At 50.1% G+C, this 18,282-nt stretch carries 13 protein-coding genes; 8 read left to right on the plus strand and 5 right to left on the minus strand.

Annotated features, from left to right (window positions below; translation table 11 throughout):
- Nucleotides 1-4 precede the first annotated feature (4 nt).
- The 8 genes from parC to EKM94_RS00345 all read left to right on the plus strand — a co-directional run bounded on the left by parC (nucleotide 5) and on the right by EKM94_RS00345 (nucleotide 10,922).
- Nucleotides 5-2,491, plus strand: a complete 2,487-nt coding sequence (gene parC / locus EKM94_RS00310) for a DNA topoisomerase IV subunit A (protein WP_125595756.1) — start codon at nucleotides 5-7, stop codon at nucleotides 2,489-2,491.
- Between the two features lie 310 nt (nucleotides 2,492-2,801).
- A complete protein-coding gene (gene pflB, locus EKM94_RS00315) occupies nucleotides 2,802-5,063 on the plus strand; it encodes a formate C-acetyltransferase (RefSeq protein WP_125595759.1) in 2,262 nt (753 codons plus the stop codon).
- Between the two features lie 105 nt (nucleotides 5,064-5,168).
- Nucleotides 5,169-5,945 (plus strand): pyruvate formate-lyase-activating protein, encoded by a 777-nt coding sequence (gene pflA / locus EKM94_RS00320; protein ID WP_225422115.1) that lies wholly within the window; start codon nucleotides 5,169-5,171, stop codon nucleotides 5,943-5,945.
- Nucleotides 5,946-6,128: 183 nt separating this feature from the next.
- Complete coding sequence (locus tag EKM94_RS00325) at nucleotides 6,129-7,091, plus strand: LysR family transcriptional regulator (protein WP_125595765.1); 963 nt, start codon at nucleotides 6,129-6,131, stop codon at nucleotides 7,089-7,091.
- A 189-nt stretch (nucleotides 7,092-7,280) separates the two neighbouring features.
- Nucleotides 7,281-8,210, plus strand: coding sequence for a manganese-dependent inorganic pyrophosphatase (locus EKM94_RS00330; RefSeq protein WP_125595768.1), 930 nt, complete (start codon nucleotides 7,281-7,283; stop codon nucleotides 8,208-8,210).
- A gap of 529 nt (nucleotides 8,211-8,739) precedes the next feature.
- Complete coding sequence (locus EKM94_RS00335; protein ID WP_164511032.1) at nucleotides 8,740-9,189, plus strand: GNAT family N-acetyltransferase; 450 nt, start codon at nucleotides 8,740-8,742, stop codon at nucleotides 9,187-9,189.
- A 204-nt stretch (nucleotides 9,190-9,393) separates the two neighbouring features.
- On the plus strand, nucleotides 9,394-10,311 hold the full coding sequence (locus EKM94_RS00340) for a metallophosphoesterase family protein (protein WP_164511033.1): 918 nt from the start codon (nucleotides 9,394-9,396) through the stop codon (nucleotides 10,309-10,311).
- Nucleotides 10,312-10,448: 137 nt separating this feature from the next.
- The gene (locus EKM94_RS00345) at nucleotides 10,449-10,922 is read left to right on the plus strand and encodes a GNAT family N-acetyltransferase (RefSeq protein ID WP_164511034.1); all 474 of its coding nucleotides are present in this window, start codon (nucleotides 10,449-10,451) and stop codon (nucleotides 10,920-10,922) included.
- An 818-nt stretch (nucleotides 10,923-11,740) separates the two neighbouring features.
- Here EKM94_RS00345 and pyrE read toward each other — a convergent pair.
- The 5 genes from pyrE to carB form a co-directional block, all read right to left on the minus strand.
- Nucleotides 11,741-12,376 (minus strand): orotate phosphoribosyltransferase, encoded by a 636-nt coding sequence (gene pyrE / locus EKM94_RS00350; RefSeq protein ID WP_225422121.1) that lies wholly within the window; start codon nucleotides 12,374-12,376, stop codon nucleotides 11,741-11,743.
- Nucleotides 12,377-12,512: 136 nt separating this feature from the next.
- Complete coding sequence (gene pyrF, locus EKM94_RS00355) at nucleotides 12,513-13,295, minus strand: orotidine-5'-phosphate decarboxylase (protein WP_125595781.1); 783 nt, start codon at nucleotides 13,293-13,295, stop codon at nucleotides 12,513-12,515.
- On the minus strand, nucleotides 13,292-14,287 hold the full coding sequence (locus EKM94_RS00360) for a dihydroorotate dehydrogenase (RefSeq protein WP_164511035.1): 996 nt from the start codon (nucleotides 14,285-14,287) through the stop codon (nucleotides 13,292-13,294). The genes pyrF and EKM94_RS00360 overlap by 4 nt, the downstream gene beginning before the upstream one ends.
- The gene (locus tag EKM94_RS00365; RefSeq protein ID WP_125595784.1) at nucleotides 14,284-15,072 is read right to left on the minus strand and encodes a dihydroorotate dehydrogenase electron transfer subunit; all 789 of its coding nucleotides are present in this window, start codon (nucleotides 15,070-15,072) and stop codon (nucleotides 14,284-14,286) included. Before EKM94_RS00365 ends, EKM94_RS00360 begins: the two co-directional genes overlap by 4 nt.
- Nucleotides 15,069-18,263 carry a carbamoyl-phosphate synthase large subunit gene (carB, locus tag EKM94_RS00370; protein ID WP_125595787.1) on the minus strand — a complete coding sequence of 1,065 codons (3,195 nt, stop codon included), beginning with the start codon at nucleotides 18,261-18,263 and terminating at the stop codon, nucleotides 15,069-15,071. Before carB ends, EKM94_RS00365 begins: the two co-directional genes overlap by 4 nt.
- Between the last annotated feature and the right edge of the window lie 19 nt (nucleotides 18,264-18,282).

Here is an 18,282-nt window from a genome sequence, read left to right on the forward strand (position 1 = left end):
CAGGGTGGCGGAACAACCACAGAAAATCGAGGAACTCTCCCTAGAGAAAGTCATGGGGGAGCGCTTCGGTCGTTATTCTAAATATATTATTCAAGAGCGCGCCTTGCCGGATATTCGGGATGGCCTCAAGCCGGTGCAACGGCGGATTCTCTACGCGATGAATCTTGATGGAAATACTTACGATCATGAATTTCGGAAATCAGCGAAGTCCGTGGGGAATGTGATGGGTAATTTCCATCCCCATGGTGATAGCTCGATTTATGAATCTATGGTGCGGATGAGTCAAGACTGGAAACTGCGGGCGCCTTTGATCGAGATGCACGGGAACAATGGCTCGATGGACGGTGATCCGCCAGCGGCGATGCGGTACACGGAAGCGCGGTTGAGTAAGATCTCTGGCGAACTGCTCCGCGATATCGAAAAAGACACCGTCAACATGGTGTTGAACTTTGATGATACGACGGAGGAGCCGACTGTTTTGCCGGCGCATTTTCCCAATCTCTTAGTCAATGGCTCTTCAGGGATCTCTGCTGGTTATGCCACCGAGATTCCTCCCCATAATTTGGGGGAAGTGATCGACGCGACGATTTATTTGATGGCGCACCCGCAAGCAACCTTGGCCGATTTAATGAAGTTCGTCCCGGGACCAGATTTTCCGACGGGAGGAATTTTGCAAGGGGTCGCTGGCGTCAAGGATGCTTACCAAACTGGTCGCGGCCGGGTGATGTTGCGCGCACAAACAGCGCTGGAAACCACCCGGGGTCAACGGGAGCAGATCGTCATCACCGAGCTGCCCTACGAAGTCAATAAGGCCCTGCTGGTCAAAAAAATCGACGAACTGCGGATCCTTAAGAAAGTTGACGGCATTTCCGAAGTTCGGGATGAAACCGACCGCACGGGTTTGCGGATCGTGGTGGAATTGAAGCGGAATGCTGACGGTCAAGGCATTCTTAACTATCTCTTCAAGAACACGGATCTACAGATTTCCTATAACTTCAATATGGTGGCAATCGCGGATCTGCGGCCACAACAAGTCGGCTTACAACAAGCGTTAAGTGCCTATGTGGCGCATCAGCGGGAAGTCGTGACGAAACGCACCGAATTTGATCTCAACAAGGCTTTGAAGCGCCAACACATCGTGGAAGGTTTGATTCGGGCCTTGTCGATTCTGGATGAAGTGATCCGCACGATTCGTGCCAGTAAAAATAAGGGCGATGCCAAAGAAAATTTGGTCAGCGCTTATCAATTTACTGAGGCGCAAGCTGAGGCGATCGTTTCCTTACAGCTCTATCGACTGACCAATACCGACGTGACCGCCTTAGAGGCTGAGCATCAACAATTGTCGGTGGCCATCGCCGGTTATCAGAAAATTCTGGCGGAAGCGACTGAGCTTGATCGGGTGATCCGTACGGAGCTGCAAACGGTCAAGCAAGCTTTTGCCACACCGCGGCTGACCAAGATCGAAGCGGAAGTCGCTAGCTTGGAGATCGATACTAGTGTCATGGTGACCGCTGAAGATGTGATGGTGCTGGTCAGTCATGACGGCTATATCAAGCGGAGTAGCCTGCGTTCTTACCAAGCCACCGGTGCTAGCGATAATGGACTTAAGGATGAAGATTTCCCAATCTACGCCGAACCGGCCAACACCTTGGAACATCTGTATATTTTCACCAACTTGGGACGGCTGATGTATCGTCCGGTTCATGAATTGATGGATTCTAAGTGGAAGGATACCGGTCAACATCTTTCGCAAGATGTGGGCTTGGCTAGCAATGAAACCGTCTTGGCCGTGTTTAAGTTCGCGAGCCTCGATCATGGTGGCAACTTTATTTTGACCACCTCTGATGGCTATATCAAACAGGTCAGCTTAAGCGACTTACAGCCCAGCCGTACTTATCGTTCCCGACCGCAAAACGCGATCACACTTAAAAGCGCGGCGGCAGTTGTGCTGGCGGTTGACTATTTGTTGCCCGAACAAGTGCCTTTCGCTGAGGTCTTTAGTTTCACGCGCCAGGCTTATGGGCTTCACTTCGCCTTAAGTGATGTTCCCGTTGTTGGCGCGAAAGCCGCTGGTGTGCGTTCTAGCAGTTTGAAAGACGACGACACGGTGGCGGCCACCTTGATCTTGAACGCGGACCAACTGGCGGAGCAGCCGATCTTAGGCATCTTGACCCAGCGCGGCGCCTATAAGCAAATGAGCGCCAGTGAATTGCCATTAGGTAATCGGGCCCGTCGTGGTCTTCTGGTCCTTCGGGAGCTAAAGAGTAAGCCTCATCGAATCGTGGGAGTGGTGCTGGTCGCAACCGAGCTGACTGAATTGCAGATCCAGACCTCGACGGCGCAATTCGTCACGCTACAACCAAGCGATTATCCAATCGGAGATCGCTACTCTAACGGCAGTTTTGTCCTAGATACCGATCAAGTCGGGGCCCCAACTAAAATTTTGCCGATTTTAGCGGATCCTGATGCTGACCCGGATTCGGCTAATTAAAACTCAATGATTGACTGATACAGCCATTCGACCCCGCAACGGCGGTGCTTGTTGAATGGCTGTTTCTGCATCTTGTTATAATACAACTCATTTAATCTGTACCTCAATATATATTATTTTGGCATATTTTTTTGTGATTGCGATAACAGTATTACATCATAAACACGTCGAAACCTTGCAATGATAGCGTTTTACGCTGTTATACCCCCTGAAAATAGGGCAGAGAAAAGGCTTGCAAAACTAATGTGATATGTTATACTTAAATCGTCAAATGTGTTGTAACTATTTTGTTCAAATGGAGGCTATATAAATGAAACAGATGGAAAAAACGGCGACTCCTTCTTATTGGGAAGGTTTTGTCGGCGGTGATTGGCAAACAACGATCAACGTTCGCGACTTCATTGAGAAGAACTTGAACCAATATGAAGGTGACGAAAGTTTCTTGGCTGGTCCTACTGCCGCAACAACTAAATTAAACGATGAAGTCCTGGCTTTGAAGAAGCAAGAACGCGAAGCTGGTGGCGTTTTGGACGCTGACAACAATGTGGTCAGCACGATTACTTCTCATAAACCTGGTTATATTGAGAAAGATTTGGAAACAATCGTTGGTTTGCAAACTGACAAGCCTTTGAAACGCGCATTCATGCCTTTCGGTGGGATCCGGATGGCTGAAGACGCTTTGAAAGCTTATGGCTTCGATGTTGACGCTGAACAACATAAGATTTTCACCGAAGACCGCAAGACTCATAACCAAGGTGTTTTCGATGCTTACACACCTGAAATGCGGAAATGCCGTCACTACAAGATCATCACTGGCTTGCCTGACGCATACGCACGTGGCCGGTTAGTTTCTGACTTCCCACGGATCGCCCTTTATGGGATCGATCGTTTGATGGCTGCTAAGGCTCACGACTTTGAAAATATTGGCGACGGCGAAATGACTGATGATGTTATTCGTCTTCGTGAAGAAGTTCAAGAACAATATCGTGCTTTGAACGACATCAAGAAGATGGCCGCTTCTTATGGCTTCGACTTGAGCCGTCCGGCTGAGAACGCTCAAGAAGCGATCCAATGGATCTACTTCGGCTACTTAGCTGCTGTTAAGACTCAAAACGGTGCGGCTATGTCTGTTGGCCGGATCGACACAGTTATCGATGCTTATATCAACCGCGATTTGAAGCGGGGCACGATCACTGAAGAACAAGCCCAAGAATATATCGATCATATGGTCATGAAGTTACGGATGGTTCGTTTCATTCGGACTGAAGATTACAACTCATTATTCTCTGGCGACCCGATCTGGGCAACTTTATCACTTTGTGGCATGGGCATTGATGGCCGTCATCATGTTACTAAGACTGCTTTCCGTTTCTTGAAGACTTTGGATAACATGGGCGCTGCGCCAGAACCTAACATCACTTTGTTATGGTCAGATCGCTTACCAGAAGGCTTCAAACGTTATGCGACTGAAGTTTCGATCAAGAGCTCAACGATCCAATACGAAAACGATGACTTGATGCGTAACGAATGGGGCACTGATTACTACGGCATCGCTTGCTGTGTTTCAGCACAACCAATCGCAACGGGGATGCAATTCTTCGGCGCTCGGGCTAACTTAGCTAAGGTCATTCTTTACACGATCAACGGTGGCGTTGATGAATTAGGTAAAGCACAAGTTGGACCCGCTTACGAAGGCATCACTTCTGACTACATCGATTACGATGAATTCATGAAGAAGCTTTCACCAATGATGGATTGGTTAGCTGACGTTTACGTTAACTCTCTGAACGCGATCCACTATATGCATGACAAGTATTACTATGAAGCTGCTCAAATGGCTTTGAAGAACACCGATCTTGATCGGACGTTCGCAACTGGGATCTCCGGCTTCTCACATGCCGTTGACTCAATTTCCGCAATCAAGTATGGCCACGTTAAGGTTATCCGTGACGAAAACGGCATCGCTGTTGACTTCACTGCTGACAATGACGACTATCCACGTTATGGTAACAATGATGATCGTGCTGATGATATCGCGAAATGGTTAGTTCAAGCCTTCTTCGAGAAGATGAACAAGCATCATCTGTATCGTGGCGCGAAGTTATCAACTTCGATCTTGACGATCACTTCTAACGTTGTTTACGGTAAGAATACTGGGACAACTCCTAATGGTCGTAAAGCTGGCGAACCATTCTCACCTGGTGCTAACCCTGCATACGGTGCTGAAAAGAACGGTGCCTTGGCTTCCTTGCTTTCAACTGCTAAATTACCATACCACTACGCACGCGATGGCATTTCCAATACCTTTGGCGTAACACCAAATACTTTAGGTCATGATGATGAAGCACGCAAAGATACTCTGGTTAACATGGTCGATGGCTATATCGAAAATAATGGGATGCATTTGAACATCAACGTATTCAACCGTGATACGCTGATCGACGCGCAACAACATCCTGAAGAATATCCTACCTTGACCGTTCGTGTTTCCGGGTACTGTGTCTACTTCGCAGACTTGACGAAGGAACAACAAGACGACGTTATTTCGCGGACTTACTTCGAAACAATGTAGTTCTACAACACATTTTAGTTAGGGAGCGCTGTTCAAGCGCTTTCTACAAAAGGCAATAAACAACTACGGTTTATTGCCTTTTGTAGTTTGAAAGGAATGACTGTTATGGTATTAGCAACAACAACAAAACCAGTGATGGGCTATGTTCATTCAATTGAAACATTCGGTTCCGTGGATGGACCGGGGATCCGCTACGTGATTTTCCTCCAAGGTTGCCGGATGCGTTGCGAGTTTTGCCATAATCCCGATACTTGGAACATTGGCACCGGGGACGAAATGACCAGTGATGAGATCCTGGCTGACGCCATCAAATATCGGGCTTTTTGGGGCAAACGCGGCGGGATCACCTGTAGCGGTGGCGAATCCTTATTGCAGATCGATTTCTTGATCGATTTGTTTACCAAGGCGAAAGCTGAAGGCATCAACACCTGTTTGGACACTTGCGGCCAGCCTTTTACTTATAAGGAGCCGTGGTTCAGCAAGTTCAAGCAGTTGATGGCGGTCACCGATGTCTCCTTGGTTGATATCAAGCAGATCGACACCGATCGGCACAAACGTTTAACAGGCTTTAATAACGAAACCGTCCTTGCGATGATCCAGTATATGTCCGATAACGGCCATCATATGTGGATCCGCCACGTTTTGGTGCCTGAACGCACTGATTATGATGAGAATTTGCGCGACCTGGGTCACTACATCAAGACCCTCAATAATGTGGATAAGGTTGAGATTCTGCCTTATCACACCATGGGCGTGGTTAAGTATGAAACCCTTGGGATCGATTATCCGTTGAAGGGCATTGAGCCGCCAACTCATGATCGGGTCGTTAACGCTGAGAATTTGTTACAGGTTGAAGATTATCAAGGCTGGCGTACACGCTAAAAAATAGTGCATTCATGCACGAAAAGTAGGACTTGGCTAGACAAGATAGTTAACTTTTTGTAAGCAAGTCGTCTTAGAAATGGCTTAAGCAAGGGCAACAATCAAAATTGTTGCCCTTTTTACGCCCTTATATTATTATAATGTTAAAGTTCCGAAGACTTTAAAATAAGTGGGGGGATTTTTATGAAGACACGTCAAGAGAACTTATTCGCCTCGAAAACGCTGACTTATTTCTTACAGTTGGCCGAGACGATGAATTACACGCAAGCCGCGCAGATTCTAGGAATTACGCAGCCGGCGCTAACACAACAGATCAAGAAGCTAGAGCGAACTGTGGGGGCTCCGGTCTTCTTCTCGATCGGGAAAAAATTATATCTATCGGATGCCGGGCGGACGATGTTAGCGACCACCCAGTCAATTTTCGCGCTGGTCAACGAAGCCTTGGATAAGGTACAGCAATCTACCAGCCCAACCAGTGGGTCAATCAATATCGGTTTTCTTTCGTCAATGGAAGACAGCGCTTTCGAGGCTTTCTTCATTCACTTCTCGGAGAAATATCCGGATATTAAGGTGCGGTTTGTTTTACTGACGCGGCGGGAGATCTGGGATCAACTAGAGAACAACCAAATCGATTTAGCGGTGATGTACGTGCCAGACCAAAGCATCAAAAATTGGCGTTCTTATGGTAGCCGCAAGATCTTTTCGGATCATTTGATTTTCTTCCATCAAGACGAGAAGTTGGCGAATAAACCTAAAGTTCGCTTACCAGCGACTACGAAAACCGATTGGGTCACTTATCCACCTGATTACTTTATTTCGCAATTGCTGATGGAAGTCTACAAGAATAAGATGGTTGATGAACCGGTCAGTCGGGCGCAGTTCACGTCACCATTCCAAATCATGCGTTTCGCGCAAGCGCGTGGCTTGTCAACCGCATTACCGTATAGCTTCTGGTTAGCTCACCAAAATGAGTTTAAGTTGGAGCAGGCAACCTTTGACCCGGCGATCAATTTCGATATGGCTTTCGTTTATCGTCAAGATAAGCTGAAGATTCCGCGGATCGAACGCTTCTTCAGTGAGTGGGATGATTTCTTCAAGGAACGTGATTATGGCACGGTCTTAAGCGAAGGCATCGCGCTCCGTTAAATTTGACCTAGCAATCCAGGGGACAGTTCATTGTCTCCTGGATTTTTTGCTGTCGGCAATTGGCTTGGGGGAATAAATTGCGATTGGGGGTCACAGACTCTGCTTTTTGCGGTAGAATAGAACTGAACAGTTAATTTGTAAAACAGGCAATTTAGCAGTCAAGATGATAACAGTGAAGGAGCTTTTTTTATGGCAAAGGAACTTGTCTTCGGACATCAAAATCCAGATACAGATGCGATCGCGGCGGCGATCTCCTACGCTTATCTAGAAAAACAATTAGGCGCGGATACGGAAGCGGTGGCTTTAGGCGCGCCGAATGAAGAAACGGCCTATGCTTTAGATCATTTCGGTGTGTCAGCACCGCGGGTCATCGAAACAGCGGCTAATGAAGTTCAAGCCGTCATGTTGGTGGATCATAACGAACCGCAACAAAGTGTCAGCGATATTGCCGACGTGCGCGTTTCACACGTGGTCGATCATCATCGGATCAGCAACTTCAATACGGCGGAACCTTTATATTATCGCGCTGAACCTGTGGGCTGTACCAGCACGATCCTGTGGGAAATGTATGAGCAACATGAGATCGCGATTCCTCAAGCGATTGCTGGTCTGATGTTGTCCGCGATTATTTCGGACACCTTACTTTTCAAATCACCAACCACCACACCTTTGGATCGCGCCGCTGTTGTCGCTTTGGCGAAGATTGCTGATGTTGACTATGAGGCCTATGGGTTAGCCATGTTGAAGGCGGGAACAGATCTGTCCGCTAAATCAGAGGCGGAATTGATTGACCTTGACGCTAAAAGTTTCGAAATGAACGGGAACGCGGTCCGTGTTGCGCAGATCAACACCATCGACCTTCCTAGTGTTTTAGCGCGCCAGACTGCGTTAGCGGCGGCGATCGATCAAGAAATCAGCGCCCACGATTACGCCTTATTCGTCGTCATCATCACTAATATTTTGACCAGCGATTCCCAAGTACTGGCCTATGGCGCCGCGAACGGGTTAGCTGCCTTCGAAAAGGCGTTTGGCAAGAAATTGGTTGATCACGTGGTTGAGTTACCTGGCGTTGTTTCCCGGAAGAAACAAGTCGTCCCACCATTGACGGCCGCTTTTTAGAACGATCAATTAGAGCAATCAAAGAATTTGATCAAAGCAGCGGTGGCAACAGTTTTCGGTTGTTCAACGCTACGGTACCAGCGAACGAGGTCAAGGATCAATGCTGATCCCTGGCTTTTTTCGTGGCATGGCAGGCCGCTGAGGTGGAATTGATCAGAACCGCGGTTTCATTCTGACCGCATTATTGTTAAAATAGAATGTTGTTAAATAGAATGTTACTAAAAAATGTTGCTAAAAGATGTTGCTAAAAATTGAGTGGTACCGAAGTAGAAAGTTACAAAAAATAGAATGATAGCGATAAAAGAGTTGTTTAAAATAGCTTGTTGCCAACTTGGCAGCTTGCTAGAAGACAACGCTAAATAAATATTTTGATAATCAGAAATCTAAAATAAAACCAAGCAATGAACCAAGTAACGAGACTGGGTCGACCAAGTGGCGGTGGCTGCTGGGCTGAGATCCGTCAAGACAGAATTAGCGCCACTAAAACGTAGCTACTCAAGATCAATGAGCGGTGATGGAGGGTCGATTTATGATCAATGAACTTTTGGTGCCGACGATGGCCGAGATTACAACGATCGCTGATATTTGGTTACAGGGTAATTTAGACGCGCATGATTTCATTACGGCTGACTATTGGCAGGAGAATTTGGAAAGTGTGCGGCAACAATTGCCCGAGGCACGCTTGTTTGTCGCGCGCGAAACGGCGACCGGGCCGATCATTGGCTTCTTGGGGCTGATCGATACAGAAATCGCGGGCTTGTTCATCTCGTCGGAGCATCGCCACCAAGGCTGGGGGCAGCGCTTGATCATTGAGGCGAAGCAGGCGGTCCCGCAATTGACCTTGTACGCCTACGAGGCGAATACTCACGCAATCAATTTCTATTTGCGCCAGAATTTCGTGATCAGTTGTCACCAAATCGATCAGAATACCGGATTCCCGGAGATTGCGATGGCTTGGCGCCGGGAAATCAGCGCTTAAACTGGTCATCGAACTTAATGGAATCCTTAATGTCATGTAAAATGTCATGTAATATGTGATGTAATTAGGAAGAATGATTTTGCTTGACGGCTGATTTGAGCAGTTCTAAAATCTAAAAATCAGAAACTAATCAAATTCAGATCCAATCAAATTCAGATAATGTTAGCCAAATAGATTAAGTTAGACAGAATGAAGAGGGTAATTATGGATCAGCGCATCGCAATTTTATCGGATGTTCATGGCAATGTTCAAGCGTTAACGGCAGTTTTGACGGCGGCGCAAGCAGAAGGCGCGACTGAGTATTGGTACTTAGGAGACTTGGTGATGCCGGGACCGGGGACCAACCAATTGTTTGAGTTACTTGATCAAGTCAATCTGACTGTTTTTCTCAAAGGGAATTGGGATGCTTTCGTTGACGAAATCAGTCGCAATGGCGCTCAGTTCGTTGATTTGGCCAATACGCAAGATGTCTACGTGACCAACTTGGTAGAATATGTTTGTCGTGACCTGAAGCCGGCCTACGCGCAACGGCTAGCGACTAGCCCAATCACCGCCATTGTGCGGCGCAATGGCCTGACGATTTCCCTGAATCATAATTTACCGCAGATCAATTATGGCCATCAGCTGTTACCCTTTGAGGAGCAAGATCAATTCGATAACTTGCTGACCCAGGCGGAGCAACAGGCTGGCGGTCCCGTTGATTTGGCCGTCTACGGACACGTGCATCATCAACTGTTGCGAACGAGTCGTCAGGATCAACTGGTGCTCAATCCGGGATCTATTGGGCAACCGTTTAGTGAGTGGGGGCCGTTGTTTCAAGATCACCGCGCCCAATTTGCCTTGTTGCACCTTGATGATCAAGGGTTCGCCGGGGTTGATTTTCGTCATGTGGCTTACGATGTTTCCGCGGAGCTGGCTGCGGCGGAACAAGTGGGGTTGCCATATTACGAGTTGTACCGCAAGGTTTGTCTCACTGGGCAGTCCAGTACCCATGATGCCCAGACGTTGGCCGCCTGCAATCAGCGGACGCCTTATGTAGCGCGGGCGAAGGCTTTTTTGACAGGTGAGCGCAAGCCAGCGGGGTCCACAGGCCCGGATCAGGCGCCAGAAACCCACGAATAATGAATCAAGTGGGGGCGCTAATTTCGGGAAAATACGTGAATAAGGTAACATGAAATCGTGTTTTTGAGGGGCTAGCATTCGGAAATTGCTGTTATTTCTTTGAACTAAAAGCTTGAGAAAAAAGGATGTGTCTGTTAATGGCGACCAGCAAGCCCGCTTCGGTCAGCTATCGTGATTTTCAACTGGAGGACGCTGAAGCGACTCTGGCCATGATTCGGCGTGCGATTCAGCAAATTCCAGATCGAGATTATGATTGGCCGCGGCGCCAAGCTTGGGCTAGTTTCAGCAATGAGGCTTGGCTAGCGGCGATCGCGTCCATGACAACGCTAGTAGCCGTTACTCAAGATCGAGAGATTGCTGGGTTTGCGGCAATGACCGCCACGGGTTACTTGGATTATCTTTATGTTGATCCGGCTCACCAAGGCGCGGGCATCGGCGCACATTTATTAAGGGCAATCGAGCGGCGCCAACCCGCATCGGTTTGGACGACGGACGCCTCGATCACAGCGCGACCGTTTTTTGAACATCATGGTTATCAAGTTATCAAGGAAAATCAGGTTGAGCGACAACAACTGATCCTGATCAATTTTCGAATGCAAAAGATTGCCTGAAAAAAAACGGATGTCAAAAAGGATTGGATGCAACAACCTTGAAAATTTCGGGATGGTGCGTCAGAAGGCTGTCAGCGGCGTTCAAACTAAAAAGGACCAGTAAGTCATCACAACTAAGCAATCTAAACGTGAACCGTGGCAGCAGTCATTGAACTGAGCTACGGTTCATTTTTTGTGATCGCGACTTGCACTTGGATTGCTGATCGTTAGTGTGGCTGTTGGCGCTAGTAGATACAAGTCGATAGATAAGTAACTAGAATGTCGGCGCGTTGATTGTTAGAGCGCTATTTGATTACTGACTGATGGCTGGTGATTAAATAAAAAGTCAGTGTTGTGATTTGGTAGCGGGAATGATTGGGTTGCAAGAGTCAGAATTCAGAACCCAGACAGATCTCGATAACACTAATAAGATCAATTACACGCTGAGCGGGCTTCATTCAAGGACGTACAAACCCAGGAATTATTCCCGTAACACTACTTCCGATAATATATATTATGTTAACTTAGATTTATCGAATGGCTCAGTCAGTTCGCGCTACCTAACCTACCCACCCATATCTGGACCATCCCCGAGATTATCCTGCGAATAACTATGGCGAAACCGAGAAAAAATTTTAGCGACGGCTGGGATGATCTAACTGAATTACATTACTTGAACATTTAATCTGGACGCAAAAAATGACAAGAAGAAAATCTGCTACTGCGAAAGATTCTCTCTTTGTCATTTTATTTATCCTTAGCGGAAGCGGAACTCGTATCATCACTTTATTACTCATCACTTGATCACTTGAGCTTCTGCACCTCATCAAGTCCCGAAATCAGTTCGCGAATTGCGCGCCCCAAGCCTGGGGATCTTGGCGCCATTGTTGCAGAATCTCGCGATCTTGAGCGCTGATATATCCTTGGTCGACGGCGGTCTCGATCAAGCTGGTGTAGTTGGTCAAGGTGGTACACGGCAGGTCTACGCCGACAAAATTCGCCTGGCCCACTGGCAGTTGATAGCTAAAGATCCCAACCACACCTAAGACTTGCGCGCCTTCACGTTGGGCGGCCTGGACGGCTTGAAGGACACTGCCACCGGTGGAAATCAAATCGTCGATCACGACAGCTTTGCTATTGGCGGCTAGATGACCTTCGATTTGACGACCTTGACCGTGGTCCTTGGGTTGGGAACGAATGTAGATCAGGGGCAGATCCAACAAGCTCGCGACGATCGCGGCATGGGGAATGCCCGCTGTCGCGGTGCCGGCAATCACGTCTACTTGCGGATAAAGTTGCTGGATCATCGTGGCCAGGCCTTGGGCGATTCGTTGCCGAATGGCGGGATAACTGATCGTTAGCCGATTGTCGGTGTAGATCGGACTTTTCAAGCCACTGGCCCAGGTAAACGGTTGTTGCGGGCTGAGTGTGACTGCTTTGATGCGCAAAAGATCAGCGGCGATCTGGTGCGCCAGCGCTTGACTGTCCACGGCCGCGCCAGTTGCGGCGGAAGCGGCAGAAGTAGCGGCTGTGTTTTTGGTCTGATTGGGATTGATTTGAGCGGTGCTCGAAGTTGTTGCGACTTGCTTGTTACCCATCTGTTGACTCGCTTTACTGGTTTGATTTTTTGCTTGTTTTATTGAGACCATGACTGGCTTCCTCCCAAAGTTGTTTGATTTGGTGATAGACGCTAACGGGATCGGCGGCTTCGGTGATCGGGCGCCCGACGACCAGTTGACTACTCCCCTGCGCAGCGGCCGCCTCCGGGGTCATGATCCGTTTCTGATCATCGCTGCCGGCCTGGTGCGCAACCAAGCGGATTCCCGGTGTGACCCGGAGAAATTCAGGACCGGTGATCTGGGCCAACATGCTGGCTTCTTGCGCGGAACAAACCACGCCGGCTAACCAGGCCTTTTGTGCTAGGCGGGCATAATGACTAACGCTGGTGTTCAGTGTGGCATTGACCAATTGCTCGGACTGCATCTGTTGCTCGCTGGTCGAAGTCAATTGGGTGATCGCCAATAATTTTGGTACCGGCTGGCCAGCGGCGGTGCCATCTTCCAAACCCGTCCGCGCCGCCAGCATCATGTCGCTGCCCCCCGCCGCGTGAACGTCGGTATAGCGGACCCCTAAGCCAGCGATCACGCGCATCGCCCGTTCCACAGTATGGGGAATATCATGTAATTTGAGATCAAGGAAGACATCGTGGCCTTGCTCGATCAACTGTTCGACGATCACCGGACCAGCGCTGTAATACAATTCCATGCCGACTTTGACAAAAAGGTGTTCGTCTTGGGGAAATTTTTTTAAAAAACGTAAGGTCGCTGTTTTACTGGGAAAATCAAGGGCAATGATCGGTCGCTTTGGATCACTTGGATCAATCGTTGGTTTCATCTGACTACCGCCGTTTCTTGGATCAGTTGTTGAATACTACTGATCTGATATTGGTCGAGCACTTGAGGCAATTCATTAATGATCCGAGGACAGGCTTGAGGATCAGCGAAATTGGCGGTCCCCACCGCCACGGCGCTGGCACCGGCCATGATCAATTCTAAGGCGTCACTGGCGGTCATCACCCCGCCCATGCCAATGATCGGCAGATCGGTGACTTGATGGACCTGGTGGATCAAGCGAACGGCCACCGGCTTGATGGCGGGGCCGGACAAACCTCCGGTACCGTTGGCCAGGATCGGTTGGCGGGTCCGTAGATCCAGCCGCATGCCCACCAAGGTGTTGATCATGGTCAAGCCATCCGCCCCTGCCGCGGCTACCGCCAGGGCAATCGGGCGAATATCGGTGACGTTGGGTGAAAGTTTGATGTATAGCGGAACTTGACTGACGGCGCGACACGCGGCGGTCAAGGCGGCGGCCATTTTAGGATCCGTGCCAAATTCTAGTCCGCCGTGGGCCACATTGGGACAGGAAATATTTAATTCGATGGCTTTCACATTGGGCGCTTGACTGATTCGTTGACAAACCGCCACATAATCGGCTTCGGTTGTGCCGGCGACATTGGCGATGATCGGTAGATCTGGGAAATTTGTGGCTAACCAAGGCAGTTTCTCGCCCATGATCGCCTCAAGTCCCGGGTTCTGCAGCCCGATCGCGTTCAGCATGCCGCTAGCCGTTTCAGCAACGCGCGGGGTCGGATTGCCTAACCGCGGTTCATTGGTCGCCGCCTTGATCATGATCGCGCCCAACTGGTTCAAATCGTACAGTTCCGCGTAATGTTGACCAAAGCCGAAGCAGCCGCTGGCGGGCATGATCGGATTTTTCAGATCAAGGCCAGGTAAATGGACGGCTAAACGGTCGGCCGACGCCAGGTGGTGGGCGGGGTGCTCGTTGGTTGCCTGATGATTCTGATGATCATGATTGCTTGTTGTCATAGTTTGACCTCCCCGGTGGCAAAAACAGGACCCTCATCGCAGACTTTATAAACGGCCGTGGCTGCCGTATCTGAGGCCGCGGGCACCACACAGGCGTAACATTCACCGACACCGCAGGCCATCCGACTTTCTAGAGATAGATAGGCGTGCGGATGGTCTCGATAACGGTTGTTGACGGCCATGAGCAAGCCGGTGGGACCACAGGCGTAAATCGCCGCGAAACGTGTCTGGGCGTCCGCGAATTGCGTGTCCAACAGTAACCCTAAATGACCGCGAAAACCAAGACTACCATCATTGGTGGCGCACGCCAGATCACCTAAGGCCGCGAATTCGGCTTGATAAAAAAATTGTGACTTGGTCGCAAAGCCCAAGGCGCTGGTCAGCTGGATCCCTTGTTGGTGGAGTTGTCGGCCTAACGCGTAAAGTGGCGGGATCCCCGTTCCCCCACCGATCAAGAGCGCTTGCTTCCCTGCTTGGAGAAAATCACTAGGGAAGCCATGGCCCAAGGGACCCAAGACTGCCAATTTTTCACCGGGTCGGGCCTGACTCAGAGCGGCGGTGCCGGCGCCGACCGTTTTGTAGAGCAATGTCAACTGACCTTGGGCGGGATCCAAGGCGGCCACTCCAAACGGGCGCCGCAAGAGTAGCCGCGGATCTGGGACTTGCACTTCGACAAATTGCCCCGGGGTCCAAGGCAGGCGTGCCATCGCCCCAGCCAAAACCAATTCATAGACATCGTCGGTCAATTGGTGCTGACGGACGATCGTCATTTGTTCTTGGATCATCGCACTGTTCCTCCTAACGGATTGGTGGTAAAGGTCCGTGATTCTAAGACGCGTAAAATCGCCGCGGCGGTATCAAGTGAAGTAAAGAGCGGTACATTGTGTTCGGTGGCCGTTTGGCGGATCTGAAAACCATCAGAAGCGGCATCTTGATCACGGTTCAAGGTATTGATGACGACTTGGATCTTACCTGCCTGCAATTGGTCAAGGATGTTAGGCGCCGTGGTTACGGGCAACTTCGCCACTGTTTGCCCGTTGATCCCTGCCTTCTGGAAATAGGCGGCGGTGCCAGCGGTAGCCATGATCTGATAGCCCAACTCACGAAAACGGCGGGCCAGCTGACTGGCTTCGGCCTTATCTTCGTCGGCCACTGTGAACAAGATCGTGCCATACTCAGGTAACACCAATTTGGCGGCGGTGAAGGCCTTGAAGAGCGCCTTTTCTAAGGTGGTATCGGTACCCATGACCTCGCCAGTTGATTTCATTTCCGGGCCTAACAGACTATCGACGTTGTGCAGTTTACTGAAGGAGAAGACCGGCGCCTTGACGTGGACCAAGGGACCTTCAGGATATAGACCATCTTGGTAACCGAGTTCTGCCAAGCTGGCGCCCAAAATCACCCTAGTAGCAACGCGGGCCATGGGGATCCCGGTAACTTTACTGAGGAAAGGCACGGTGCGGCTGGCCCGGGGATTGACCTCGATCACGTAGACTTGCTGATCACGGACGATAAACTGAATATTCATCAAGCCGACACAGTTCAGCGCTAGCGCTAATTGTCGGGTGGCGGCAACGATTTTGGCCTTGATGGCGGGGCTGAAGGAAGGCGCGGGATAAACCGCCATCGAGTCGCCGGAATGGACCCCAGCCCGCTCAATGTGTTCCATGATCCCAGGCAGTAAAACTTGGTGGCCATCTGAGATCACGTCAACTTCGCATTCCTTACCCACCAAATAATGGTCGATCAAAACCGGATGTTCGTGGGAAACTTGGACAGCGTCATGAATGTAGCGCTCAAGTTCATTGGGATCGGCGATGATTTTCATCGCCCGCCCGCCGAGCACGTAACTGGGACGGATCAAAACGGGATAGCCCACCCGTTCAGCGACGGCTAACGCAGCTGGCGCGGTGGTCGCGGTGTCGCCTAGTGGTTGGGGGATCCCCAGTTCTTGGATCACCTGCTCGAATTCATCCCGATCCTCAGCCCGGTTCAAATCGGCCAGCTCGGTTCCGAGAATTTTCACCCCTGCCGCTGCTAAAGGCGCCGCCAAATTGATCGCGGTCTGACCCCCGAATTGGACGATCACGCCCAAAGGTTGTTCCAGGTCAATGACATTCAGCACATCTTCCAAGGTCAAAGGCTCGAAATACAGCTTATCTGAAATCGAGAAATCCGTGGAGATCGTTTCCGGATTATTATTGATGATGATCGCCTCGTAACCAGCAGCCTGGATCGCCTGAACGCAATGAACGGTCGCGTAATCGAATTCAATCCCTTGGCCAATGCGGATCGGACCCGCGCCTAAAACCAAGACAGCCGGTTTGCCATTGGGCTGGCTTTCATTCTCATGTTCATAACTGCTGTAAAAATAAGGCGTTTGCGAGCTGAATTCCGCTGCGCATGTATCGACCATTTTGTAAACCGGGGTTAGGCCTAGGGCTTGCCGCTGTTGGCGGATCGCCAGCGCCGTTGTTTGCCAAAGCCTGGCAATCGTCTCATCGCTGAAACCATTGCGTTTAGCCTGCCGTAAAACCGCTTGATCTTGGGGATGGGCCGCCAGCGCTTGCTCCAGCTCAATAATGTGTTGGACCTTATCCAAGAAGAACAGATCAATCTTGGTCAACTCCTGCAATTCCGTTAGGTCATAGCCTCGGCGCAAAGCCAGGGCCAGATAGAACAAGCGGTCATCTTGGGGATGGATCAATTGGTCGCTTAATTGTTGGTCACTGACTTGAGCCAGTTCAGGCAGTTCCAAATGATGGGTACCGATTTCCAGCGAACGCACGGCCTTCAACAAGGATTCCTCGAAATTTCGCCCGATGGCCATGACCTCTCCGGTGGCCTTCATTTGGGTGCCTAAACGGCGTTCACCTTGGGCGAATTTGTCAAACGGCCAACGGGGGATTTTCGTCACCACATAATCCAAGGTCGGTTCAAATTCCGCCAAAGTCGTTCCAGTCACCGGATTGACGATCTCGTCTAGGGTCAGGCCCACCGCGATTTTGGCGGCGATTTTAGCGATGGGATAACCGGTGGCCTTGGACGCCAGCGCGGAGGAACGTGAGACACGGGGATTGACCTCGATCACATAATATTGAAAGCTCTGAGGATCTAGCGCCAACTGAACGTTACAGCCACCTTCGATCTTCAAGGCCCGGATAATTTTCAAGGACGCGTCGCGCAACATTTGGTTCTCGCGATCGGTCAAGGTTTGCACTGGCGCGGTCACGATCGAATCCCCGGTGTGGATGCCGACTGGATCAACATTTTCCATGTTACAGATCACCAAGGCGTTGTCGGCGGCGTCGCGCATGACCTCATATTCGATTTCTTTGAAGCCGGCGATGCTTTGCTCGATCAAGGCCTGGGTGATCGGCGATAGGCTCAAAGCGTTGGCGCAGATCTCCGCCAATTCGGTTGGATTGGCGCAAAGTCCCCCACCGGTGCCCCCCATGGTAAAAGCAGGTCGGACGATCACGGGATAGCCATTTTGTTGGGCGAATTCTAAAGCGGCCGCCACGGTTTGGACCGTGGTTGACGCGGGGATCGGTTGCTGCAAGTCAGTCATCAATTGCTTGAACAATTCCCGATCTTCGGCCTGATTGATCGCGGTCAGTTTGGTGCCCAGTAATTCGATCTGCAATTCGTCTAAAATCCCACTCTCCGCCAATTCCAGGGCGAGATTCAACCCCTGCTGGCCACCTAGTGTGGGCAAGATCGCGTCAGGCAGCTCCTTGCGTAAAATCCGACTGACGAAGGGACAGGTCAAGGGCTCTAAGTAAACCTGGTCGGCGATCTCGGGGTCGGTCATGATCGTCGCCGGATTGGAGTTGACCAAGATGACCTGATAGCCTGCTTCGCGCAGCGCTAGGCAGGCTTGGGTGCCGGAATAGTCGAATTCCGCGGCCTGACCAATAATGATCGGTCCCGAACCGAGGACCATGATTTTTTGGATATCTGTACGTTGAGGCATGAGGGAACTCCTTTTTTTC

The sequence above is a fragment of the Lapidilactobacillus achengensis genome, from assembly GCF_003946655.1.
In the GTDB taxonomy this organism is placed as follows: Bacteria; Bacillota; Bacilli; order Lactobacillales; family Lactobacillaceae; genus Lapidilactobacillus; species Lapidilactobacillus achengensis.